Genomic DNA, 25,421 nt, shown 5'->3' with positions numbered 1-25,421 from the left:
GTTGGTTATTCAAAACGGTTCGTTTTTTGCCCTTTGGCTTAATTAATAATAAAAAGTGTACGCCCCTATGACAGAATTTACCGCCACCACTCACATGATGGACATTTCTACCCAGCCACACTCATCCGCCGAGTACCTGAATGAATCGCCTCACTTATTTGATACATATCAGGGTATGACTGACAGTGATGTTGCGAATGACGACATGACTAAGCCTAAGAATAAGGCGGATGTGATACCAGCGGTTGATGTTGCATTGACGGGTCGGCATCTTATCGAAGCGTCAGCCGGTACTGGTAAAACGTGGACACTAACTGGCATTGTACTGCGTCTGTTGATTGAAGCACGGCGTGCGCCAGAGCAAATCATTGCGACGACCTTTACTCGCGCCGCTGCAGCTGAGATGCGTCAGCGCATTCATGATCGTTTGGTGGATTTTTATCAGCTGCTGCAATGGGTGAATAGCCTGAGTGCTGACCCCGCTAATAAAGAGAGTTTGTATCCGCATATACTACAGGTGACACCTGATAAGGATAAGGATAAGGATAAGGATAAGGAGGATAAGCAAGCAGTCAATAGCTCAAATACTGATTCAAACGCTGAAACAGATGCTGATGAACTAAATCAAGACATTGTTTATGACAGGGTTCATGACAAAAAAGCCGCTGCTGAAAAGTGCGCCCAAGCAAAAAAAGATCGTGAGGATTGGTTGGTCGCTCAGGCTAAATATGCGCGTTTAGATGACATCATGCAAGACCCTATTAATCTGCATTTGGTCGGCTACTTGCTTGATCATGTATACAGCTATCCCATGACGGAAGCCATTCGACGCACGGCGCTGGTATTAACCACCTTGGACAAGCTGTTTGTCGGTACCCTTGATAGTTTGGCGCAGAAATGGTTGAAGGAATACAGTAGCGAGACCGGTCATCAGCAAGGCATGGCTATTATTGAAGACAGCAGTATTGAGCAAGTGACGGACAGTATTATTCATGATGAACTGCGTCAGTTTCAAAGTAGGCTGTATCATGAGCAGCCTAAGCTGTATGCATTGATGGATCAGCAAGGTAAGCTGACGGCGGTTGGCGATCATAAAAGTTATGTGACTCGGTCGCTTAATTTTATCTCTGCGCCGATTAATGAAGTTGTGAGCAGTGATTTTTCTTTTGAGGGTTATGAGCGGCTTATCCACAGTATCATTGAGCGCAGCGATGAGCTTGATGCTTTCTTTAAGCCTGACGGCGAATATTATGAAGTTCCCAAAGGACAGTTGCAGAATAACAGAGAGTCTTGGCCGAAAATCATTCAAGTGTTAGAAGAGTCTGGTCCAGCCGCTTATAAGTTCATATCAGACAAAAAAACTTATACTGGAAAGTTAATTGAAGCTTTTCAGAAAACTGATGATATAGGCAAACAGTTTTACAAGCCAAAAGACGGGGAAAGAGTTAATTTAATATTTAATGAGTTACAGGTGGTTCGTGACTTTAAACGGTATATTGAAGAAAGTAAAAAGCTTGATGAATACATCATTACTGTCTTAGCCAATCTAAATCGCCATATCGTGCTGGCGGTACGTGACAGGCTGCCGGTTATCTTAGAAGAGCGCGGTGAAACCACCTTTAGCTTGCAAATGGTACGTTTGAACCAAGCATTAACCGGTCGGCAAGGAGAGAAGCTGGCGCGTTATATTCGTCATCACTATCCAGTGGCATTGATTGATGAGTCGCAGGACATCAATGGCGAGCAAGCCATTATGATTGAAAGCATTTATTTGCCGAAGCGTAAACCGTCGGCCAATGACAAACGAGCTAATACCAATAAAGCCAACCATGAGTTTTTGTTGTTGGTGGGTGATCCTAAGCAGGCCATTTATGGGTTTCGCGGCGGTGATGTCGCCAACTACAATTATATGAAAGCCCAGTTTGATAAAAGCAGCCTTTGGACGCTCGATATTAACCGCCGTTCAAACGCCAGTGTGATTAATGCTCTAAATTGCTGGTTTGGTATGCCTGCGCCTGTGACTAATGAGAATAGGCTCGCACAGTTAGGTAGTGGTATTTATTATCAGCACATTAAAGCATATAAAGAAGAAAATCAGCTGTCTTGGTTTAATGAGCCAGACATACTAACCAGTGACCTAAATAGCGATTTAGTGAGTGACGTGCTCTCTGCTCAGCCAGTGAGTGTGTTGCACCTGCCTTATGATAAGGACAAAGAGCTTGAGTACGATGAGCATGAAATCACAGCGCGTCATATTGCGACCTTACTCAGCAGTGGTCAGACATTAAAAGGCAAACCGATTCAGCCGAGCGATATCGGCGTGCTGGCACGTGCCAAAAAAGACTTAAAACGGGTCGAAGACGAGCTAGTAAAACTCAATGTGCCGACCTTGACCACCAGTGATGTCAGTATCTTTGAAACTATCATGGCAGAGGATGTGGCAGCGCTGCTGAGTGCCATGCTATATCCGTATCGTCATGACATGATTAATCGGGTGCTGACCAGTCATTTGTATGGCCTGAGTATAAAAGATATCAAAGCCATGATGACTGACCATGAGTCAGGGGTTGTAGATTTAAATAGCGCTAATACAAAAGCCGTTGATAATAAGAAAAGCTATCAAGACTTTATTAGCTATTTAAAAGAAGGCACACAGCGTTGGCAGCACTTTGGTATATTATCGGCCATGCATTACTTGTTAGATCAAAGCCCTGTGCAGCCGCAAGGCGTTTGGCAAGCATTAGCAGCGCATCCAGAAGGCGCGCGTCATATTATGGATTTGCGTCATGTGATGGATATCTTGGCACAGTATGGTATCGGCATGGGTGAATATGAGCTGCTAGCCTGGTTTAGACAAAACATAGATACCGCTCCTAGCAGTGATTGGGCTAAGCAGTATCCGCTACCGACAGAGTCTGGCGTGCAGCTGATGACCATTCATAAATCAAAAGGGTTGGAGTTTCCCATTGTTTATGTGCTGGGTATGGGCGATGCCAGTAGGAAGTCAGGTAATAAAGAAGAATATGGATTGTATCTCTATAACGCGCAACAAAACCCTAGCCAGCAAGATGATACTCAACAAAATCAGTCAGCGCTAGCTCAGCAATCGACAGGCAATCAGCGCCGATTCTCGCCTGTACAAGGCTCTGCGACCACAGAGGGCTACTATACCGATATGGAGACGCAAGAGGGCTTTGATGAGATGCGCCGGCTTGGTTATGTGGCATTTACTCGCGCCAGTGAGCAGCTTTATGTGGTGCTGCGAGATCCCCATAATAAAACAGGGTTTGAATTAAAACCGGTGTTCTACTGGTTTGATTCACCAGAGCCAAAATTTGAATTGCCTGATAGACTCAAAGGCACCATAGGTATGATTAGAGGGCATAAGGTCAATGAGTTCTATAACGATAACTGTGCTACAGCTAAAATAAGCTCATCAATTAATAATGGAGCGCTTGCCTCGATTAAGCCCAAAACAGAGCCGATTAAGTATGATGATTTTTCAGAGGTTATGAAAATTAATTACTTTTATGGTTGGGCTAAAACCAGTTTTACCGCCTTAGCCCGTCAGCTAGATGAATCAACGCAGACAATGGCTATCATGGATGAGCGTATTGATGATGCGATAGATATTGATATGACCGAAACCTCAGTTTCAGTTGTGCCATCATTGAATGATAATGAGTCTGCTGAGCAAGTCGATGAGCTAAGTCTCAAGCTAGAGGATGATATTCGTTTTACTTTTGTGAAAGGTGCCAATGCGGGTACATTTTTGCATGAGATATTTGAAAAAATTGATTTTAATAATAAATCGCAGTGGTCTCAGGTTATCGATAGAGCGATCAGTAGCTATCAGCTGCCACTGGTGTATAGTAGCGCTGAAACCCAAAGCCGTCGATTACAAGCGAAGAAGCAAGAGCAAGGAGATGAGGGGGCATTTGATCCTGAATCATTTAATCCTGACTCGATAGATGCTAGCAAGCATGAGGCTCTCATTGGCTGGATTGAGGAGGTGCTAGATGCGCCGCTATTAGCGTCCAATCAACCGTTACGCTCTATCGATGCAAGTCAGAGGTTCGCTGAATTAGAGTTCAATATGGGGCTGTCAGAGCGTTTTAAAGCACAAGATATTAATAGACTCTTTCAACAGTACCTGCCTAATGAAACCGACAAACATGTCAATCTTGTTCCGCAAAACAAAGCGCATTTGTATCGTTATTTACGTGGTGAGATCGATTTGGTGTATGAGCATGCTGGCAAGTATTACGTCGTCGACTATAAGAGTAATTTTTTAGGAAATAGCCTAAGCGATTATAATGAAAACACCCTCAAGCAAGCAATGTCCAAAGCAGGATATTGGTTGCAAGCAGCGATTTATCAGGTGGCGTTGCATCGATTCTTATCTATGCGGATTAATGACTATGCAGGCAATGAAGATAAGTATTTGGGCGCGGTGGAGTATGTTTTTTTACGGGGCGTATATGATCCAGCTGCCTCGTTAGCTATTAAGGCAGCAGAAGAGGCTAATACGCTTGACGGTAGCAACTTAATGCATAGTAATTCAATAAAGCATAAATCAATAAGCAGTGCACGCTATGGATTAGTGACTTGGGACATTCCTATTGATTTTATTAAAGCCCTAGATGCATTGTTTGGCATGCCAAGCTAGCAGGCTATACAAAATGCATAAAATAACGGGTTTGATGCAACAAATTACTATAGCGATTAATCATATAAATATAGAGAAAAACAGACCATGAGTAATAATCTATGAATAATAATAAGAGCAGCGCTGCTATTAGCTTACAAGAAAGCTGGGCCAGCAACATCAGTGATTATATTTTGCTGCGCCGTCAGCAAACGCATTTAGCGTATAACGTAACCGATGCCAAGCCTAATACTGATAGCGCAAAAATAGATAAAACATCAGATAGTGGCTTATTTACGGCTTTATTCACTATGTTGGCGACGCATTTAGAAGAGGGACATACTGTACTCACCATTGAGGAAACTGAGCATGAAGTACCGCTGAGCGGTCAAATCAATGGCGAGCTGGTGACACTATATGCTTGGCAACAGCAGCTGTTAGAGATGCTAGCAACGCCGATTATTGCCTTGATTGATACTCAATCAGAGGTTCAATCAGAGGTCGATATTACGGCTGAGCCATCAATATTTGTATTGCTAGAGACTTTGTTTGCTAAGCAAGACCAGTTATGGGCGCAGCTGGCACTCAGTAATCATGAAAAAGAGATGTTGGTTAAAAGGCTTGATGCAGTAGCGGCACTCTATCAGTTATTGAAAAATAGCAACTTAACGTTTTTTTCTAAGTTAATCGATGAGCACACTTTGTTCGCTAGCGTTAATGCTAACGTAAACAATAATGAAAATAAAAATAGCCTAAGCAAAAATAACCAACCTATCGTTTATCAGCTTATCAATAACAAAGAGGCTGATAAACACAACGCAGCAATCACTTTTTGGTTACACAGAGCTTGGCAAGCAGAATTTAACTTAGCCGCGCGCATCAATACTATTTTAAACCAGCAGGTAACACCGCTAGAGATAGCAATACCCGAAAACCTTCATGAACATCAGATAAAGGCAATTAATGTCGCTAATAACAACGCCTTTAGCATTATTACTGGTGGGCCAGGCACAGGAAAGACCTACACCGTTGCTCAGCTAGTGATTGCACTGCAACAGGCAGCAGAGAGTGGGGCAGATGCGTCTGAAAGCGTTAGGTTCAGTACTGACAGTGCCAGCTTGGCATTAGCAGCACCAACTGGTAAGGCTGCACAGCGCATGCAAGAGTCTCTGCAGGCAGCGTTAGACGCAGCGGATGTTGAACTACAGTTGCAAGAGGCAAAAACCATTCATCGCTTATTAGGTATCGGTCGGACGGGCAGACCGCGTTACGATGCCAATAATCCACTTGGCGAAGATATTATCATCGTCGATGAGGCATCGATGCTAGGGGTGGAGCTGGCGAACTATCTTGTGAGTGCGGTAAAGCCGGGCGCAAGGCTCATATTGTTAGGAGATGCGAACCAGTTAGCAGCGGTAGATGCAGGGGCGGTATTGGCTGACTTGTGCCGTATTCCACTATTACAACCCATTCATGCAGAGCTAACAGAGAGTCGTCGATTTACAGCAGACTCGGGTATCGGTAAGCTTGCTTATCAAATCAACAAAACGGAGACAGATACTCATGCTATTTGGCAGTTGTTAAAGCATGATAAGGCACTGAGCTTTCAATATGTAAATAGCATCAACACCTTACAAACTGAAGCTTCTCTAGATAATAAGATAGAAAATAGCCTAAGTAATAATAAAGATATCTCAAACCTCACCTTAAATTACCATCCCTACACAAACAAAATCAAAACGTTGCTGATAAATACGATAGAAAAATGCATGCCAGAATCAGTTAAAGATACCATTGCTTCATTAATGGAAACCTTTAATCAGTTCAGGGTGTTAACTGCCGGCCATAATGGCGAGTGGGGCGACCATTATATTAATAATTACCTTACTCAATGGCACCTTACTGAGCTTAAGCTACCACTGGGTCAAAACACATGGTTTCATGGTCGTCCTGTTATGGTTCTTCAAAACAACTATGAGCTAGGATTATTTAATGGCGATATTGGTTTTTGTTTGCAAACTGGTGATGAGCGTAGTGGACTCGAGGTGTTCTTTGAAAATAAGAAGCAGGGGATAGCCGTCAATCTACTTAATGAAGAGGTGATTGCCACCGCCTATGCGATGACCATTCACAAATCGCAAGGGTCTGAGTTTGATCATGTGGCCATTACTTTTGATAATAGTCATGCAAGATTGCTAAGCAAAGAGCTTATTTATACCGCTGTGACCCGTGCCAAAAAACAGGTAACCATATATAGTACGAAATCTGCTTTGGAAAAGGCCGTCCAGACACCCACTGAGCGTCATACGGGTTTGGCATTACAGTTTTAATTGCCCCTGACTACAATCAAAGCAATAAGCAATAAAAAAGCACCCAGTGGGTGCTTTTTTATTATGCGATACATTCAAAACATTCAACCAAAGAATGACTAGATTTTGTCTTCTTTAATAGCATAGATACCAGGCAAATGACGCAAGTAACCATGGAAATCCATACCACAGCCATAAACATAACGGTCTGCGACATTAATACCAACAAAATCAACGTCAAAGTCTGCAACCTTGCGATCGTGCTCTTTATTAAGCAACACGCAAGATTCGATAGATAAAGGATTCTCTTTACCCAATTCTTTAACGATGGCTTTTAGCGTAATACCTTCGTCAAAAATATCGTCAATTAATAAGACGTGTTCGCCCTTGATGCTCACATCAGGCTTAAATTTCCAATCAAGCTCATTCGTACCTTCATTATCACGATAGCGTGACGCATGGATATAATGCATGCGATGGTAGAACGTCAGATGCGTCAATAATTGACCGGCTGGGATAAGTCCACCGTTCATAACGACCATAACGATTGGATTTAAACCGGCATAATGTAGGTTGAGCTGGGCGGCAAGGCGCTCATAAGCAGCGGCTACTTCGATACTGCTGATAAGGCACTCTGAGTTGCGCAGGGTTTTTTCGATTTCTTGATTACTAATTTGGGTCATGAGTTGCGCCTTCGATAAAAGTGCCGCCTATTTTAGCAAATTTTAGCAAATTTGCCCAACACTACAGTCTTAATAAAAATATAATATTCGTTATTCAGGCCTTTTTACGATAAAAGGACGATAATAATTGGCCAAACGGTTCAAAGAGCTGTCCGGTAAGTCAGGTAATAGCTTGTTTAATGCCATAGACATGCCTTTATCGATAGCTGCCTTTGCCATTGGCACAGACTTGCGTTTAATCATGCCCAATTTTAACGTATCAGCATAGCGGCTGATAAAATGCGTTAAAGTCTCTTCGTTTACCGTTTCAAGTGCTTTTTTAAACAGCGCTCTATCAACGTGCTCAGGCGTAATCGCCGCAAAACCGTCATCAATGGTTTTGGCATCTGCCTCTGACAATTTAAAACCGATGCGCTTGACGCCTTCGTTATCAATGAATGTCGCTTGATCCCTTAAAAAATGAAAACTTGGCATCACTTCTTCATTGTTCTCTTTACCCAACAAGATATTGAGTAGGGTATCCGTCGCACGCTCGATGGTGCCAACGATTTTACGCATAGAGGCTTGGCGCTCAGGGTTTGGAATAATATCTACCAATCCAACCAACAATTTATCAGTAAGGTCACGAGCCGTTTGATGGGTCAGGGCATCACGATAAGGGTAATAGTCTACTTTTTCGTTTGATTCAACGACTTGCTCTGCCTCAATAATTAATTCTTTCAATTTATCTGAAGGTACGAATCCAAAATAGTGTGTCATTCTAACTCCTTTATTTGTTGTTTTTAACGTCTTATCAACGTTACATCCCTCATCAAATCAGTTACTATTTAAAAAGAATACTAAGAAAGGATTCAGGCAATTGGTACTCATTAATAAAGTGCCTCAATCTTAAAATACCATGCTTTGTTGGTCAGTAATAATATGGCGAAGATGCTTCTATTTGCCTAATAACGGGTGCTCTGAGTCGCTCACCGCCCACTAATCTAGCATATTTTTAAGATTTTACTTTAAAAAGCTTGAACTTATAAGGCTATCTAATACTTGTCTAGGGAGAGATAAGATGAATAGTGCTATTGTACTGTTGGTTGCGGTTGCCGCCATGCTTTGCGGTTATCTGTTTTATTCAAAATTTATCGCCACCAAAATTTTGGCATTGGACAACAGTCGTCCCACGCCAGCGCATACCATGAAAGATGGGGTAGATTATATCCCCACCAATAAATACGTGCTATGGGGGCATCATTTCACCTCGGTCGCAGGGGCGGCACCGATTATTGGTCCTGCAATTGCGGTTATTTGGGGCTGGGTACCCGCCATTATCTGGGTCGTTTTAGGCACTATCTTTATGGCTGGTGTCCACGATATGTCTGCCATTTGGGCCAGTATGCGTAATCGAGGTCAATCGATAGGTTCTATTGCGGGTACGGTCATGGGCACACGTGTGCGCAGCTTAATGATGGTGGTTATCTTTTTATTATTATTAATGGTCAATGCGGTATTTGGCGTTGCTATTGCCAATATGATGATAAAAACCCCATCTTCGGTGCTGCCTGTTTGGGGCGCTTTAATCGTAGCGTTTATCATTGGTCAGTGTATTTATCGCTATAAGATGAATCTGGTTTGGGTCTCCATCATTGGGGTCACCGCTTTATACGGGCTTATCTATCTCGGTCCTATGTTCCCTATCGTATTACCTGAGACTTTTATGGGTCTACCGGATAATGCGATCTGGATCCTTATTCTATTTGCTTATGCGGCAATCGCGTCTTTGTTGCCTGTTTGGATGCTACTGCAACCGCGCGATTACATCAATGGCTTACAGTTATTTGTCGGTTTAATTTTATTATACGCTGCCATCTTTATTGCTACGCCGAACATTGTCGCGCCAGCAATAAACACGGCATTGCCAATCGGCACACCATCTATGCTGCCTTTATTATTTGTGACCATTGCTTGTGGTGCAATATCAGGCTTTCATGGTTTGGTGGCGACGGGTACGACGTCCAAGCAAATTGATAAAGAAGAAGATGTACGCTTCGTTGGTTATTTTGGTGCCATGGGTGAGGGTATGCTGGCACTTGGTGCGATACTTGCGGCAACCGCAGGCTTTGCAACCCTTGGCGACTGGCAAGCCGTTTATCAAAAATTTGGCGACGGCTCGATTGGTGCCTTTATTGATGGCGGTGCAACCATACTAAATGCCGGTGTTGGCATTGATATGGTGTTATCACAGACGATGCTGACGGTAATGGCAGCCTTGTTTGCCGGTACTACGATGGATACTGGCGTTCGATTACAACGTTATATCTTCCAAGAATTTGGTGAGATTTATAAGCTGCCGGTATTAAATAAAAGTGTGGTGGCAACATTTCTTGCCGTTGGTAGCTGTCTGTTACTAGCATTTGGTGCTGGTGGCATTGATGGCGCGGGCGGTATGATTATTTGGCCGCTATTTGGTACAACCAACCAGCTCATGGCTGCTTTAACCTTGATGATTGTGACTGTTATCTTGTTACGTAAAGGCAGACCTGTATGGTATACCTTAGCGCCATTATCGTTCTTGTTGGTTATGACCGTTTTTGCGTTATTGATTCAGCTAAAAACATTCTTTAATGACGGTAATTGGCTGCTTATCATTATGGATATTATTATCTTGATAGCCACGATTTTAGTGACATTTGAGAGTTTATCAGTACTCCGTAAAGAATGGACGTTACATAAAGGAAAAAGCAACCTTTAAAAGTGATTCCTAATTGATATTAAGATAGATATAAAAAACATAGGTATAAAAAAACGCTAGCAGCAATTGCTGGCGTTTTTTGTATGGTATAGGCATGATAGATAAGAAAGAATAAAGAGAGTATGAGAAAATCATGGAAGATAACAAGACACCAAATAACCTAGAAAACATGCCAGACCGTCTAAAAGACAACCAATCGTGGTGGCAACGGTTTGTGGCAGGACTGAATGAGTTTTATAATGCACCATATCGTCAAACGATGGCACGTGCAGCGCGTGACGAAGAAGATTTCTTTATGCTGCTTATGTTTGCTGAGAGCCTCGGTATTGATAACCCTGCCAGCTTTTATACACTAGAATTGCAGCCATTATTTTTAGAAAATTTCCACGAATGGCACACACGCATGGGTATGGATAGATGTCCGTTTGACCACGTTGGTTGCTGTTAGTCGGATGCTAATTTATTAACCGTTCCGTTCCATTGATTCAATATTGAGACACGAGTATGGCTTTACGTCCTCTGCACAAACTAATAGAACAACTGGCAACTCAGCCGATTATATTCGTCGGTGGTAAAGGCGGTGTGGGTAAAACCACCACTGCCGCGGCACTTGCCAGTTATTATGCTAGCCAGCAAAAAAAGACCTTAATTGTCTCAACCGATCCTGCCCATAGCTTGGGTGATGTGCTTAATATACGGTTAAGCAACGAGAAAACAGCGGTAACTGCTTATCTTGATGCTATCGAGCTAAACCCTGATGTCATCGTCGATGCGCATTTTGCCCAAGTTGAGCGTACCATCAGTGCTTATGCCAATCCCGATATGATGCCCAAAATTCGTGAGCACCTACGCCTATCAAAATCTGCGCCAGGTGCACAAGAAGCTGCCATGCTCGAGTCCATGTGTCAGCATTTAGTCAGCGCAGCGGATGCCAATTATGAACATATCATATTTGATACCGCGCCAACCGGTCATACACTGCGTTTATTGGTCTTGCCTGAGATGATGGGCGCGTGGACAGATGGGTTATTGGCGCAGCAAAGGCGGCAGGCTAAATTGCGCTCGGTCGCGAACCATTTAGACAGTCACAATCAAAAGAGCAATAAAAAAGACGTCGATAATGATGTACCGAATCCATTTGCTGCAAAAAAATCTGATCGCTGGGAGCAAGCGGTATCCGTACTGGAAAAACGCAAAGCGCTGTTTCGTCAGGCAGGAATATTGCTGCATGACCGTAGCCAAACCGCGATTGTATTGGTAATGACTGCCGATGTACTGCCATTGGCAGAGACCAAACGCGCTATCGAACAGTTACAGGATAGTAAACTGCCGCCAGCAGCGATAGTGGTCAATCAACTGATAACACCAATACAAGCTGATGAGTTTTGGCAACATCGTGCCGAGCGCCAGCAGCAGCTAATGCATGATATTGAAAAGAGTTTTACGAATTATCCGCTGTATCCAATTTATCTACAGAAAACAGATGTGCGCGGTACTGGTGCATTAAGTACTTTACTAGAGGCATAGTTATATAAAAATAATTATATAAAAATAGCCCCATAAAGAAATGTTGTTACTTAACTGGTATTATTCAGCCCCACGTGACTGTAATTTACTTGCCAGCGACCACGCCATATCTGCGCGTAGTAACTGAGCCTGTTCAGACTTACCGCTACTGAGTGATGACCACTGCGGTTTGCCACGGGCTTTTTTGAGCTCACTTGGCAATTTATGTGTCGGCCATGGTGTGACAGTATTGCTTTCGTCATCTAACGACTGTTCAATACTGGATTTCTCACCTTTATACAGCAATTGCGTGGCATCAGTTGCTGCATGACCACGGTGACGCAGAGCGGTGAGTAAATCTATCGCTCGAGTGGCGAGCAAGGTTAGGGTGGCAGGGTCGATATACAAACGTTTTACCCCAGTGATTCTATCAGCGATGCTACTGGTATTAGACAGTAGCCCACCTGCGATACCACCTATCGCGGCACCCAATCCCAACGTCGTGCCTAATGCTGCCGCATCAATACCCAATCCTAGTAACGCGCCAGCCGCAGCGCCTGATGTGGTGCGAATGCCATAACTTTTGAGAAGCTCGGGGTCGAACGGGTCTTGCTGATACGCTTGTAATTCAAGTGGGGTTGCTGCCACGGCATTATCATAAAACTTATATAAATTGAGTAGGTTGTGCTGCATCGCCCGTTCACTTTGTCTAACGGCCTCTTGCATTTGTTCCAATACAGGCAGTGGGTCATCATCTTCATTAATCTCATGGACGAAAGCGGCGACATTTAACAAAAAGTCGGCAATGATGATATTGGCCTCATCATAGAGTTGCTCCCAGTTCTCCGTACGACGCGTCATCAGTTGCTCAAGCATCTCCGAGTGAGTGAGCATGGTGGCGAGGTTTTGCCATAGGCGCATTTCATCTTCAAATTCAAACGCCACTGAATCAAAACGGGTCGAGATGTGCAGATTACGTCTGGCTAGCATCGTTTGCCAGTCATCGATATTGGCATCCTGACTGTCCGTAAAGTTGAATACCGGCATCACAGGTATCGCGGCCCACGATAAAATAGCCAGCTCGTCTTTGTATTTACCGAGTACTGGCTCACGCGCATCGACGACATAAATGGCCATATCGCTTGCCAGCAACTGACGGATAACTTTGGCTTCTTGGCTATAGTCCTCATTGCTAGTTAGCGCATCACCGCCTTGGGCAATGTCGGCTGCCAAAAACTGCTGCAGGCGCTCAATACCATCACGGCGGCTGGCCGTATTGTCTTCCAGCCAATCCATCAGCCCTGAGGCATCTTCTAGACCAGGGGTGTCATATAGTATGACCAAATCTTCACCGGTTTGGCTATCTGTTAGTTTGGCTTGCTCCACATGACGCGTGGTTGCAGCCTCGTTCTTGACCTCACCAAAATAGACATCACGTAATAGTGTGCGCAGGATAGAGGTCTTACCCGTATTGGTATGACCAACGACTGCTAATTTGAGCGCTGCACCACTGGCTATCGTCGTTTTTTTGCTAGAGCGCGCTGTCAGATTTTCAGATTCATCAGCAGAATAATCTATGGGGGTGGTATTAACATTGTCCTGAGTAGATGCTGTTGCCTCTGGGTTCATTAGGTTGCTGCTAGGGTCGTCTTTTAATGCCTTGTCAGCAAATAAACCGACGGGTTGACCATTGGTCTTATTATTATCCATCTTATGATTCCATATCATTTGTATAAAAGCTATTGAGTAAAGCTAATAGCATAACGCTACTTAGTATCCACCAGACCAATTTTTCGCGCAGAGAGTGCGGTTTGCCACTGTTGATAGCGAACATCTTGATTTGCCGCCACCTGCTCCGATGTTTTCTTTTTTAAATCTGCCGTACTTGAAACAGCGTTATTTGAAATATCAGCATTAATATTAATACCATTGTCAGTCAAGCTGGTATCACCAAGCAGTTGTACGATGAGCCCATCTGTCGCATGTTCTGCGATACGATCGAGTTTACGTAGGGTGCCACGGTCAGGCAGGGCTTTACTATGAATACCTAATAACACCTGCACTGGGTGCTTATCAAGATAGCTTGTCAAGCGATCCATATCATCGCGATCATCAACGATACCGAAATCCTCTATCTCACTATTATCATTAATATTGGCATCAAGACCCTCAAGCCACCAGCTATCCTGCTCTGATGGGTATTCGAGTAAAGCCACCAATTTCTTGCCAGTACTGACCATCGCTTTTGGGGCGATAGGAGCGGGCGCTTCCTTAAAATCATCAGCATCAACCACATGACGCTGCCAAAAATTCAAAATCTTTTGATAATAAGGCTGCTTGATATCCAAACGCATCTTTTTACGACGGAACATCAACGCGCAAAACGCCCAAGCGATTGCTCTAGGTACAATACCGTACATCAGCAGACTACCGACCAATAAGCCTGCCCATTGCCGCGCAACAGAAAGCGGCATCGCATCGGTTACCAAGCGACTCTGAACGATAGCGGTACTGTCTGGCACACCAAACCCTACCATGCTTGGCAGCCAGCCGAGTATCTGAGTCAACGTGATAAGCGCCTGATCAGACAGTAGTGTCGACTCCCAGCTAAAACTGTACTGACGCACAATCAATAAAAACACAATCGCCAGCAGCATGCCGGTTAATGTAGCGAGCCACAATTGATGGCTAAAGCGCCCCAAATACCAACGCATACCGCTGTGCTGTAATTGACGCTCGTACAAGTCAACAGCCGCCTTAGTCACATCATCTTTGCCACGGATGAGATAGCTAGGACTGACAAAATTGGCAAACCAATTCGAGGACTGTTTGCCTTGATTGATTAGCGTCATCACAAGCCAGCCTAAGAGCATAACGGTATGAAAGCCAAGCAGACAGACCAGCACATAAAAGAAGTTAACCACATTGGTCTGAAGTAGGGTAAACAATCCCAAAAATCCTGAGATGCACCACACCACGCTCATGACCACCATGATGCTCTTTATGCGACCGTCAATCTTACCGAGCACACGTGCCAGCGCGCCGTTACTATCGATACGCGAGGCGCGGCGATGCAGTTTTTGGATGGGTTTTCCATCCTCACCTTGCAGTTTTTCAGTAATCAGTAGCGGGTCAGTAGCAAAAACATGCTGCTGCGTCTCAAGCGTACGTACCAGCTCAGTTAATTGGTCTTGGGGTGATAGCATAGTGCGATGATATCCCTATAAAAGCGTTGGTTTAAAAGTATAAGTATGATTTTATTATGTCAATGCTTACTTAAAAATGTTGAGTATTCTACCCATTAGTGATTATTGTAGCTCATATAGCGCGGCGATAACTTCTATTATTCTTAGCGTTTTATCATAGTAAATGTAAAGTAAACGCGCCAAAATGGATTCAGGTGAGTAATAGATAATAATACAGAGAGCAATAAGGAAGACCTTGTGAATAATAAGAATTATTTAATTATTGGCGGCACCGGTGGTATTGGTCAAGCGATTGTGAAAGAGCTACTACAACGGATTGCTAATGAACAAAGTGATGAAAATATAGGAAATGCAAGGGTATATGCGACTTATCACAAAAGTCAGCCTGACTTTGCGGCAGATAATTTGTATTGGCTACCGATGGATGTGAGCGATGAGGATAGTATCGAACAAGCCATTGCTGATATTAAGCAGCAAACTTCCCATATCGACTGGGTGATTAACTGCGTCGGCTTATTACATACAGCACACAATCAGCCAGAAAAAGCATTACGACAACTGGAGACGGACTTCTTTTTGCAGAGTATGCAGATTAACGCTTTAGCAAGTTTGCTGATTGCCAAGCATATCAGGCCATTACTCGCAAAAGCTGAGCGTGACGCTGACCAGCCTGCCATTTTTGCGACCATATCAGCCCGGGTTGGCAGTATCACTGATAATCATCTGGGCGGTTGGTACAGCTACCGTATGAGTAAAGCGGCACTGAATATGGGTATGAGAAATTTGAGCATTGAATGGAGTCGGTCGCTAAAGGATGTCTGCGTGGTCGTCATGCAGCCAGGTACCGTCGATACCCAGTTATCTTCACCCTTTCAAAGCAATGTGGCTGACGAAAAGCTGTTCTCGCCAGCCTATAGCGCCAAGCGTTTACTGGAAGTGCTTGATAGTATGAGCGCTGCCCAATCTGGCAGTTTTGTCGATTGGGCGGGTGAGTCCATAGCTTGGTAAAAGATTGGTAAAAACACGATTCATCAAAACAAAAAGGCGCTGAATTATTTATGCGCTTTAAAATTAATTAGCGACAAATAAATCCATAAACTCATTAACAGGGGTTTCCTCCAAGCGTTGTTGGTCATCACATAGCGCAAAAATATCCGCACAGCGACTGTCAATAAAACGCGTTGCCAAACTGGCTCGGAACTTTGCTTCTAATACAGGGATGCCTTCTGCACGGCGGCGTTTATGGCCAATCGGGTATTCGACAGCGACTTTATCAGTACTACTGCCATCTTTAAAGAATATTTGAATGGCATTGGCAATCGAGCGTTTGCTTGGGTCATGATAATCTTTTGAATAATCGGTATCCTCTACGACAACCATCTTACGACGCAACTCATCAATCAAAATATGATGCTGTTCATGATAGTCGTCTTCGTAGTTTTCTGCCATCAAGTCGCCCGTTAATAAAGGTACGGCGACCATATATTGCAGACAATGATCACGATCAGCAGGATTATCAAGCGTGCCTTCTTTAGAAATGATTCGAATGGCTGAATCATGGGTAGTTAGGACGATTTTTTCGATCTCATCAATCCTATCGTCGATACGCGGATGCAGAATGACAGCCGCCTCACAAGCGGTCTGGGCGTGGAACTCGGCAGGGAAGCTTATTTTAAATAAGATATTTTCCATCACATAACTGCCAAACTCACGCTGAAAGGTAAAGCGACGTTCGTTTTCAGGTTTGAGTGCCAAGTCTTTATTGGTATGGCTAAATAGCACATCATAAAAGCCCCATTGCGGCGCAGTAAGTGCCCCTGGGATACCCATCTCGCCGCGACGGGTGATATCGACCAAGCGTACCGCACGACTGGTCGCGTCACCTGCCGCCCAAGACTTACGGCTACCAGCATTTGGCGCATGGCGATAGGTACGTAATGCTTGTCCATCGACAATCGCTTGCGAGATGGCTGCCATGATGCGCTCGCGTGGTAATTTATAGAGTTTGGCAACCACTGCTGTCGAGGCGAGTTTTACTAGGAAGACATGGTCAAGCCCAACGCGGTTAAATGAATTGTCTAAGGCGAGCACGCCTTGAATTTCATGCGCCATAATCATCGCTTCTAACACGTCGCGCATGGTGAGCGCAGCGCGACCTTGGCTGACGTTCTGCTGACTGATATAGTCCGCCACAGCCAAAATCCCGCCTAAATTGTCCGAAGGATGACCCCATTCGGCAGCAAGCCATGTATCGTTATAATCAAGCCAGCGCACCATACAGCCGATATCGAAGGCCGCTTTTATAGGGTCGAGTCTATGGGAAGTGCCGGGGACGCGCGCGCCATTAGGGGTAATCTGATCGGCGCAATCGGGTCCTAGGTGCTTGGTACATTCAGGAAAGCGCAATGCCAGTAGTCCGCAGCCTAGCGTATCCATCAGGCAGTAGCGGGCGGTATTCCAAGCATCAGCGCTATTAGGCGAGTCGTTATCGATAGAGTAATTAAGCACGTAATCGGCAATTTTTTGAATCTCATCGTCGTACTCTGGACGAATATTGCTCTCTACGGTGGCATTTTGAGTGTTAGACATAATCGTTACCCCTTCCTTGAGTCGAATATTTTAGCGATTAAACATTAAGCGATGCGCTTTAACGGTCTATTAGTTAGAGTTTCTATTAATAAACCATTTGTTAATCAGCTATCCATCAAAAATAACATACTCAATATCGAACAACAGTGAAGTCGTGTAAGACTGTTTTATCGTTTAATAATCTTTGATGAATCTATTCAAGGTAAGGTAAAGGTAAAAAGACGCGCGGCCATCAAATCATGAGATAAACCAAACCGACAATGAATAAAAGCGCCAGTATCAAGAGTAAAAAGCTGAGGATGCTACTTACCATCCCTGAGCTTTCTTTTTTTACTTTTACTTTTTTAATGACGGGCAACGCCATGGTGACATGCTCAAGGCCGTCTTCAAGATAGCGCTCACCTTCAGCAATAAAGCCGAGTGACTCATAGAAGTGTAGCAAATAAGTCTGGGCGGAAATGATAATGGTTTTTTTACCATACTTTTTACGGCAGTACTTGATGGCCTCAAGCATTATTTGACGGGCAACGCCATTGCCTCGGTGCTCTGCTAGCACCAAAACTCTGCCAATCGCAGGTATGGGACCTGAAGGGTTAACCGAGGATCTTTTATGATTAAATTGCGGCGGGATAATGCGGCAATAGCCAATCAAGGCTTCATTTTGATGGGCGACCAGATGTAAGCAATCAAAATCTACTTCGTCCATATCTTGATATGGGCAGTTTTGCTCGACCACAAATACTTGTGAGCGGGCTTTTAAAATATGATAAAGATCAACGGTGGTCAGCTCATCAAAGGTTTTTATAGAAAATTCACAGGTCATAGTCAAATAGCTTCTAACGATTTAAAGGGCGTTCATAGGGTAACAATATAAATTTTAAATATTCTAAATATAGCAATAATGCATCAAAGACTGAGCATTATAACGATTTCGCCCTGCATTAACTATTTAAGGTTTGACTGATTTTATCTAAATTCAAACTATCAGACATGGCATTGAATATCTCATAGTATTTACCGTGATTGGCATAAAGCTCGTCGTGCGTGCCAGTCTCCATCACACGGCCATTTTCAATCACCACCAAATCATCGGCATCGATAATTTGTGAAATATTATGCGAGACGATAATCACCGTACGGTCTTTTTTAATTAAATCTAGGCTGTGCTTAATCTGCTGGGTGGCGATGGCATCAAGACTGGCGGTTGGTTCATCCAAAAATACAATCGGTGGGTCTTTTAAAAACATACGTGCCAGCGCAATACGCTGCTGCTGACCGCCAGAAAGCAGTTTGGCCTCACTTTCATAACCTTCAGGCATGCCAAGGATTTGCTCATGAATAGAGGCTTGTTTGGCGGCGTCAATAATTTCTTCATCGGTGGCATCCATCGCTCCATAACGAATGTTGTCGGCGATGGTCCCTGAGAAAATATGGTTTTTTTGTAGTACCAAGCCGATTTGTTCACGCAAATTATGGGTGCTGTAGTCTTCTAGATTGCGACCATCAAGACAAATAGTGCCGCTACTGGGGTCATAAAACTTGACCAATAAATTAATAATGGTGCTTTTACCTGCGCCACTTAACCCAACCAAAGCGGTAATGCGATTGGGATAAATATTAAAACTCACATCATGCAGCGCCTGCTTGCCATTGGGATAGGAGAAATTGACATCTTTTAGCTCAATATGACCTTTTAAGTCGGTACATTTGACTTTACCTTCGTTCTCAATCGCTTGGTCATCGTCCAAGATATCAAAGAAGCCTTCCGCATACGTGAGGGCGTTGTTAATTTGATCGTAAATGCGGTGCAATTCGCGAATGGGAGCGGCGACGTTTTGAAATAGTAAGATATGAAACATAATCGCGCCAATGGTCATCTGCCCATTGAGCACAAAATACGAGGTCAAAACAATAATGACGACCACGCCGATTTGCTCGATAAAGGTTTTGCCAGCGTTATACATAAACGCGATACTGCGGATACGTAGCTGATTGGCGGTCATATCCTTTTGGATTTCCCAGTGCTTATCGGACTCAATCGGCTCACGAACAAACGACTTAATAACGGTGATAGAGTCAATAATCGAGATTACCAAGCCGCTTTTGGTCTCACGGTATTGGCGCATTTGTTTGCGGAATCCTTGCAAACGATTGGCTTGGCGCTGACTGACAAAAAAGTAAATCGGCACGATAACCAAACCGACCATACCGACCCAAAAATTGGCATTAAACATAATGATTAATGACACGATGGCACTGGCAAACAGCGGTAGCATATCAATAAAGAAGTTTTGCACCAGTTGCGTGAGGCTGCTGACACCCAAATCAATACGGGTTTGCAGCTTGCCGCTAGCGTTCTCATCACTGGTATAAAACGCCATTTTATAAGACAAAATACGGTCGACCACTTTTTGAGACAAATCACGCGATAAGTTAATACGAATACGCTCACCAAAGTAGCGCTGACCAAAGGTGATGATGACGTTTAGTATCTCTTTCACCAATAAAATCACACTAATCAGCGTGAGTAGTCTTATGCCTTCTACCCATGGGTCGGGCAAATCGACAATATTGGTTAAGGTATCAATGGTATATTGCAATACAAAGGCGTTAACCTGCGCGGTAAACGACCCTAATACCGTTAATATCAAGGTTAAAATGAAAAGCCCTCGATAGGGCCTTGCAAACTCTCCCAGCCTTTTTAGGATAGACCATAGCAAAGCCCCCCGTTCTGCTTTCTTAGTGGGAGGCTTATTGTCTAGAGGAACACGGCGTGGAGAAGTACTCATAATATTAAGGCGCTATTTAATGTCAGTTAAATCATTACCATTGATTGTAGTACATTTTATAAATAGACCGCTATTATAAAGGCTTTAATTGGTAGCCTAAAATCTGCTGACTAAAAACTATCATTTGGCACAAAAACTTCACCAACCATAATTCGGCGAGCAGAGCGGCTCATGGAGACTTTTTTGGCTTCCCAGCGACCAGCGACTTGCTCGGTTTTTCCGCCGACGAGTAGCGTTCCTGATGGATGGCCAAAGCGCACTTCACCTAATTCGCTACCACCAGCTGCTTCATTGACCAATGTACCTTGGGTGGTCGCTGCTGCGGCAATCGCCACCGCTGCTGTACCCATCATCGCATGATGCAATTGCCCCATACTCATGGCGCGTACCACTAAGTCAATCTCATTCGCCTCAACTGCTTTGCCACTTGAGGCGCTATAGCTTTGTGCAGGGGCAACCCAAGCAATTTTTGGGATATGCTGACTGCTTTGTGCTTCAGAGACGTCTTTAAATAAGCCCATTGCAACGCCACCTTCAGCACGGATTGCCTCCAACTTAGCTAAGGTTTCGCTATTACTATTGATGTCGCCTTGCAGTTCCGTACCAGTAAAACCCAAATCTTCTGCTTTCATAAAGATGGTTGGAATACCGGCACTGATAAAGGTGGCTTTGACGCTATCGGTATTTAGACCACAGCCAGACACATCAAAATCATCGATTAGATTGTTGGTCGGGAACATATCACTAGAGGAATCAACCGGGTCGATAAATTCGATTTTGACTTCGGCAGCAGGGAAGGTGACACCATCCAATTCAAAGTCGCCGGTTTCTTGCACTTGTACTTTGCCTTGCTCATCTAAGTAAACAGGCACATGAGCGATAATGGTTTTACTAATATTCTCTTGCCAAATACGCACTTCGCAAATGCCGTTGCTCGTATTATTACTGACACTAGCTTTCACTTTAGCCGCGTCAATCAAGCCCATATTAATCGCACAAGCGCCAACCGCAGCGGTTAAATTACCACAGTTACCCGCCCAATCAATCATAGGCTTGGCGATATTGACCTGTCCAAACAGATAATTGACATCGTGGTCTGTCTTATCAGACTCAGATAAGATGACGGTCTTAGAAGTGCTAGAGCTACCATTGCCCAAGCCGTCAATTTGCTTACCATAAGGATCAGGGCTACCGATGACCCGCAATAGAAAATTATCGCGCGCCTTGCCAGCAATTTGACAGCGCTCAGGTAAGTCGGATAATTTAAAAAATGTACCTTTTGAGGTACCGCCGCGCATATAGGTGGCAGGGACAGAGACTTGTGGGGCAAATTTTGGTGTGTTTTTTAAAGGTGTATGTTGTGAAGTTGATTGGGTCATTAGGGGAAATCCTTTAATTAATTCTCTAATATTATTTTCAAAAACATGGTTAAAAGTAATGATTAAGGTTTACCGAGTGAGTTTACGCCACCAGTAGAATTGACTGAGGCTATACTCAGACCAGTGAGCGTGCGCTTAATATCAATAGCATCATGCGTTTTACTGCTGATTGAGCCTAGCGTATTCATTTGAACATCGTTGATTTCATCATAGCTCACATGAGCTTTAGACCATGGGAAGCCTGTCTTCACTGTTAGATTTTCGAGGTGACCTGAGGTATTGGCTTGTAGGACAGTAAGTGCTGCCTGAGATTGTTTTATATAGCCACATATCTCATTTTTACCACCTTCTACTTCCCAAGCGCCGTTACCGGTATCGTGATTAATAGATACTTCGACATCATCGCTATAGTTATCACAAGCGGCTACCGGATCTTGCATAGCTAAGGCGTTATGCTCAGCCAAAAATTTTTCTACATTATTTGATGATAAAAGGTAGTAACTTTGACCAAGATAAAGGACAACACACGCAATAAACAATTTTAACCAGCTCATAACAACCTCTCTTAATAGGAAAATATAAATCGTTATTATGCCGAATTTCCTAATAATTGTTGAATAATTTACAAGCTTTTTGATGTCGTGGTTGTCAGTTGATAATAGGATGGCAATAATTAAAAAACCGATGCCGTATAATTTATACAACATCGGCTCTTTAATTATTTAACACTCATGACACTTACACAATATCTAGCGTGCCATCGATAAACTCTTTGGCAAAGCGCTGTAGCATACCGCCAGCGTTATACATTTTGACTTCATCAGCGGTATCTAAACGACAGATGACAGGTGCTTTATCAACGGCGCCGTCTTTACGATGAATCACTAACGTCATCTCACCGCCAGCGGATACTTCGCCTTCGATATCAAATACTTCGGTGCCATCGATATTTAGGGTGTTACGATTGACACCTTCTTTAAACTGCAAAGGTAGTGCACCCATACCAACCAAGTTTTGACGATGGATACGTTCGAAATCTTCAGCGACGACGACTTCTACGCCAGCCAGACGTACACCTTTGGCAGCCCAGTCACGGCTTGAGCCTTGACCATAGCCGTCACCGGCGATGATGATTAGCGGCTGCTCGCGGTTCATATAGGTTTCAATCGCTTCCCACATGCGCATGACCTGACCTTCTGGCTCAACTCGGGCTAATGAGCCTTGGATAACGTCACCGTTCTCATCGCATACCATCTCATTTAGCAATTTAGGGTTAGCAAAGGTTGCACGTTGGGCGGTTAAATGGTCGCCGCGATGGGTCGCATAAGAGTTATAGTCTTCTGCTGGCAGACCCATAGTATCAAGGTACTCGCCAGCGGCTGAGTCACCCAAAATCGCATTAGACGGTGATAAATGGTCAGTGGTGATATTGTCACCAAGCACCGCTAACGGACGCATGCCTTTTAGCTTATTCATCGCCGCCATTTTGCCTTCCCAATACGGCGGACGACGGATATAAGTGGTCTGCTCGCGCCAGTCATAGAGTGGGCTTAATGCTTTTCCGGTGTCTTTTTTGGCTTCATCAAACATCGGGATATAAACGGCATTAAATTGCTCAGGCTTCACGGCTTTGGCAACGATAGCATCAACTTCGTCATCATCAAACCAGATGTCTTTTAGATACACGTCATTGCCGTCCGTGTCTTTACCCAACGAGTCTTTTTCAATATCAAAACGGATATTACCGGCGATAGCATAAGCAATCACCAGTGGTGGCGACGCTAAAAACGCTTGCTTGGCATACGGGTGGATACGACCATCAAAGTTACGGTTGCCTGATAGTACCGCGGTGGTAAATAGGTCACGCTCGATGATTTCTTGCTCAATCTTAGGATCAAGCGCGCCACTCATACCATTACAGGTAGTACAAGCAAAGCCAACCACATCAAAGCCGATTTCTTGTAGCTCAGGCATCAGACCGGCTTCTTCTAAGTACATTTTTACCGTTTTTGAGCCGGGCGCTAAAGATGATTTCACCCAAGGCTTACGCAATAAGCCTTTCTTATTAGCATTACGGGCGACAAGGCCAGCAGCAACCATATTGCGCGGGTTAGACGTATTGGTACAACTGGTAATCGCGGCGATAATCACCGCGCCATCTGGCATTAAGCCATCTTTTGGTTCAGGTAATTTATCACCTTCACCGTGAGCAATTCCTTTCGCAACCAAGTCTGTGGTTGACACGCGCGCATGCGGACGTGAAGGGCCTGCCATATTACGGACGACAGCCGATAAATCAAACTCAAGCACACGGTCATAAACTGCATTTTCCATGCCGTCAGCCCATAGACCGGTTTGCTTAGCGTATTGCTCAACCAGTTTAATTTGAGCCTCAGAACGACCGGTTAGGCGTAGATAATCGATGGTTTGCTCATCGATATAGAACATCGCTGCGGTGGCACCATATTCTGGGGTCATGTTTGAGATAGAAGCACGGTCACCGACGCTTAATTGGCGTGCACCTTCACCGAAGAATTCGATATAAGTAGATACCACGCCTGCATCACGTAAGAATTCAGTCATCGCGAGTACCAAATCGGTACCAGTAATGCCTTTTTGCAATTTGCCGGTTAGCTTAACACCAACGTAATCTGGCAGGCGCATATAAGACGGGTTGCCTAGCATGACGCTTTCCGCTTCAAGCCCGCCCACCCCAATTGAGATAACGCCTAAAGCATCAACCATCGGGGTATGACTATCAGTACCAACCAAAGTATCGGCAAACGCCACTTGTTCACCAGCTTTATTTTGTACGACTTGTACAACCGGTGACATTTTTTCTAAGTTGATTTGGTGCATGATGCCGTTACCGGGCGGTACGACGTTGACGTTATCAAAGGCATACTGACACCAGTTGATAAAGTGAAAACGGTCATCGTTACGGCGCTCTTCGATAGCACGGTTTTTCTCAAAGGCGTTTTCTTCAAAACCTGCATGCTCAACGGCTAGTGAATGGTCAACAATCAATTGCGTTGGGACGATTGGATTCACTTTTGATGGGTCACCGCCTTGCTCAGCGATGGCGTCACGTAGACCTGCCAAGTCAACAAACGCAGTCTGACCTAGGATATCATGACAAACGACGCGAGCAGGATACCACGGAAAATCTAGGTCTTGCTTGCCTTCGATATGTTGCTTGAGCGCTGCGGTTAAATCTTCTGGTGGGCAGCGGCGTACCAAGTTTTCACACAATACTTTTGAGCAGAACGGTAGCTTGTCATACGCGCCAGCTTCGATATTTTCGATGGCTTCACGGGTATCAAAGTAATATAAATCTGTGCCAGGTAATGGCTTTTTAAAGGGTTCATTCATCGGTTGTACAAGGGCGTTGTCCATAAGTCACCTTTAGCTGTTGGCTGGTTGCAATGAGGGCTACTCGTAAAAGAGTTTTTGATAATTTTGATAAATAATTAATTTTGATAAAAAGAGCGGTTCTTTTAGCAAAGCATTATCTAGCGTTGATGATTAAGCGCTAAAAATCAGCTTTACTAAAAAAACGAGGTTCATTAGAA

16 protein-coding genes are annotated in these 25,421 nt (G+C 44.1%); 6 read left to right on the top strand and 10 right to left on the bottom strand.

Going from position 1 to position 25,421, the window contains the following annotated elements; genetic code table 11:
- The first annotated feature begins 67 nt into the window (after positions 1-67).
- Together JMX50_RS03235 and recD are read left to right on the top strand one after the other, a co-directional pair.
- Positions 68-4,669, top strand: coding sequence for a UvrD-helicase domain-containing protein (locus tag JMX50_RS03235; RefSeq protein WP_201628404.1), 4,602 nt, complete (start codon positions 68-70; stop codon positions 4,667-4,669).
- Between the two features lie 101 nt (positions 4,670-4,770).
- Positions 4,771-6,978 carry an exodeoxyribonuclease V subunit alpha gene (recD, locus tag JMX50_RS03230; RefSeq protein WP_201628403.1) on the top strand — a complete coding sequence of 736 codons (2,208 nt, stop codon included), beginning with the start codon at positions 4,771-4,773 and terminating at the stop codon, positions 6,976-6,978.
- Between the two features lie 98 nt (positions 6,979-7,076).
- Here recD and JMX50_RS03225 read toward each other — a convergent pair whose 3' ends face one another.
- Both JMX50_RS03225 and JMX50_RS03220 read right to left on the bottom strand, forming a co-directional pair.
- Positions 7,077-7,640: a hypoxanthine-guanine phosphoribosyltransferase gene (locus tag JMX50_RS03225; RefSeq protein WP_201564134.1), complete on the bottom strand. Its 564-nt coding sequence runs from the start codon at positions 7,638-7,640 to the stop codon at positions 7,077-7,079.
- Between the two features lie 90 nt (positions 7,641-7,730).
- Entirely contained in the window at positions 7,731-8,399 is a 669-nt protein-coding gene (locus tag JMX50_RS03220; protein WP_201628402.1) for a hypothetical protein, read from the bottom strand.
- 301 nt (positions 8,400-8,700) lie between these two features.
- Here JMX50_RS03220 and JMX50_RS03215 point away from each other — a divergent pair, with 301 nt between their 5' ends.
- From JMX50_RS03215 to JMX50_RS03205, 3 genes are all read left to right on the top strand, one after another.
- Positions 8,701-10,380, top strand: coding sequence for a carbon starvation protein A (locus JMX50_RS03215; protein ID WP_201625566.1), 1,680 nt, complete (start codon positions 8,701-8,703; stop codon positions 10,378-10,380).
- A 133-nt stretch (positions 10,381-10,513) separates the two neighbouring features.
- The gene (locus JMX50_RS03210) at positions 10,514-10,828 is read left to right on the top strand and encodes a cory-CC-star protein (RefSeq protein ID WP_227670885.1); all 315 of its coding nucleotides are present in this window, start codon (positions 10,514-10,516) and stop codon (positions 10,826-10,828) included.
- A 56-nt stretch (positions 10,829-10,884) separates the two neighbouring features.
- Positions 10,885-11,907 carry an ArsA family ATPase gene (locus JMX50_RS03205; RefSeq protein ID WP_201628401.1) on the top strand — a complete coding sequence of 341 codons (1,023 nt, stop codon included), beginning with the start codon at positions 10,885-10,887 and terminating at the stop codon, positions 11,905-11,907.
- 60 nt (positions 11,908-11,967) lie between these two features.
- Here the strand turns inward: JMX50_RS03205 and JMX50_RS03200 are convergent, their stop codons facing one another.
- Both JMX50_RS03200 and JMX50_RS03195 read right to left on the bottom strand, forming a co-directional pair.
- Positions 11,968-13,596 carry a DUF3482 domain-containing protein gene (locus tag JMX50_RS03200; RefSeq protein ID WP_201628400.1) on the bottom strand — a complete coding sequence of 543 codons (1,629 nt, stop codon included), beginning with the start codon at positions 13,594-13,596 and terminating at the stop codon, positions 11,968-11,970.
- A 56-nt stretch (positions 13,597-13,652) separates the two neighbouring features.
- A complete protein-coding gene (locus tag JMX50_RS03195) occupies positions 13,653-15,092 on the bottom strand; it encodes a DUF2868 domain-containing protein (RefSeq protein WP_201628399.1) in 1,440 nt (479 codons plus the stop codon).
- A 237-nt stretch (positions 15,093-15,329) separates the two neighbouring features.
- On the opposite strand from JMX50_RS03195, the gene JMX50_RS03190 reads away from it, so the two are divergent.
- Positions 15,330-16,100, top strand: coding sequence for an SDR family oxidoreductase (locus JMX50_RS03190; protein ID WP_201628398.1), 771 nt, complete (start codon positions 15,330-15,332; stop codon positions 16,098-16,100).
- Between the two features lie 63 nt (positions 16,101-16,163).
- On the opposite strand, the gene JMX50_RS03185 is transcribed toward JMX50_RS03190, so the two are convergent.
- The 6 genes from JMX50_RS03185 to acnD form a co-directional block, all read right to left on the bottom strand.
- Complete coding sequence (locus JMX50_RS03185; protein ID WP_201628397.1) at positions 16,164-17,681, bottom strand: bifunctional 2-methylcitrate dehydratase/aconitate hydratase; 1,518 nt, start codon at positions 17,679-17,681, stop codon at positions 16,164-16,166.
- 232 nt (positions 17,682-17,913) lie between these two features.
- Entirely contained in the window at positions 17,914-18,504 is a 591-nt protein-coding gene (locus JMX50_RS03180; protein WP_201625976.1) for a GNAT family N-acetyltransferase, read from the bottom strand.
- Between the two features lie 118 nt (positions 18,505-18,622).
- A complete protein-coding gene (locus tag JMX50_RS03175; protein ID WP_227670884.1) occupies positions 18,623-20,470 on the bottom strand; it encodes an ABC transporter ATP-binding protein in 1,848 nt (615 codons plus the stop codon).
- 110 nt (positions 20,471-20,580) lie between these two features.
- Positions 20,581-21,849, bottom strand: coding sequence for a 2-methylaconitate cis-trans isomerase PrpF (prpF, locus tag JMX50_RS03170; protein WP_201628396.1), 1,269 nt, complete (start codon positions 21,847-21,849; stop codon positions 20,581-20,583).
- 62 nt (positions 21,850-21,911) lie between these two features.
- Entirely contained in the window at positions 21,912-22,403 is a 492-nt protein-coding gene (locus JMX50_RS03165; RefSeq protein ID WP_201628395.1) for a hypothetical protein, read from the bottom strand.
- A 184-nt stretch (positions 22,404-22,587) separates the two neighbouring features.
- Positions 22,588-25,221: a Fe/S-dependent 2-methylisocitrate dehydratase AcnD gene (gene acnD, locus JMX50_RS03160; protein ID WP_201628681.1), complete on the bottom strand. Its 2,634-nt coding sequence runs from the start codon at positions 25,219-25,221 to the stop codon at positions 22,588-22,590.
- Between the last annotated feature and the right edge of the window lie 200 nt (positions 25,222-25,421).

It is taken from the genome of Psychrobacter maritimus (assembly GCF_904846345.1).
Classification (GTDB): domain Bacteria; phylum Pseudomonadota; class Gammaproteobacteria; order Pseudomonadales; family Moraxellaceae; genus Psychrobacter; species Psychrobacter maritimus.
The sequence above is the reverse complement of the archived record's forward strand: the minus strand, read 5'-3'. Positions and strand labels throughout refer to the sequence as shown.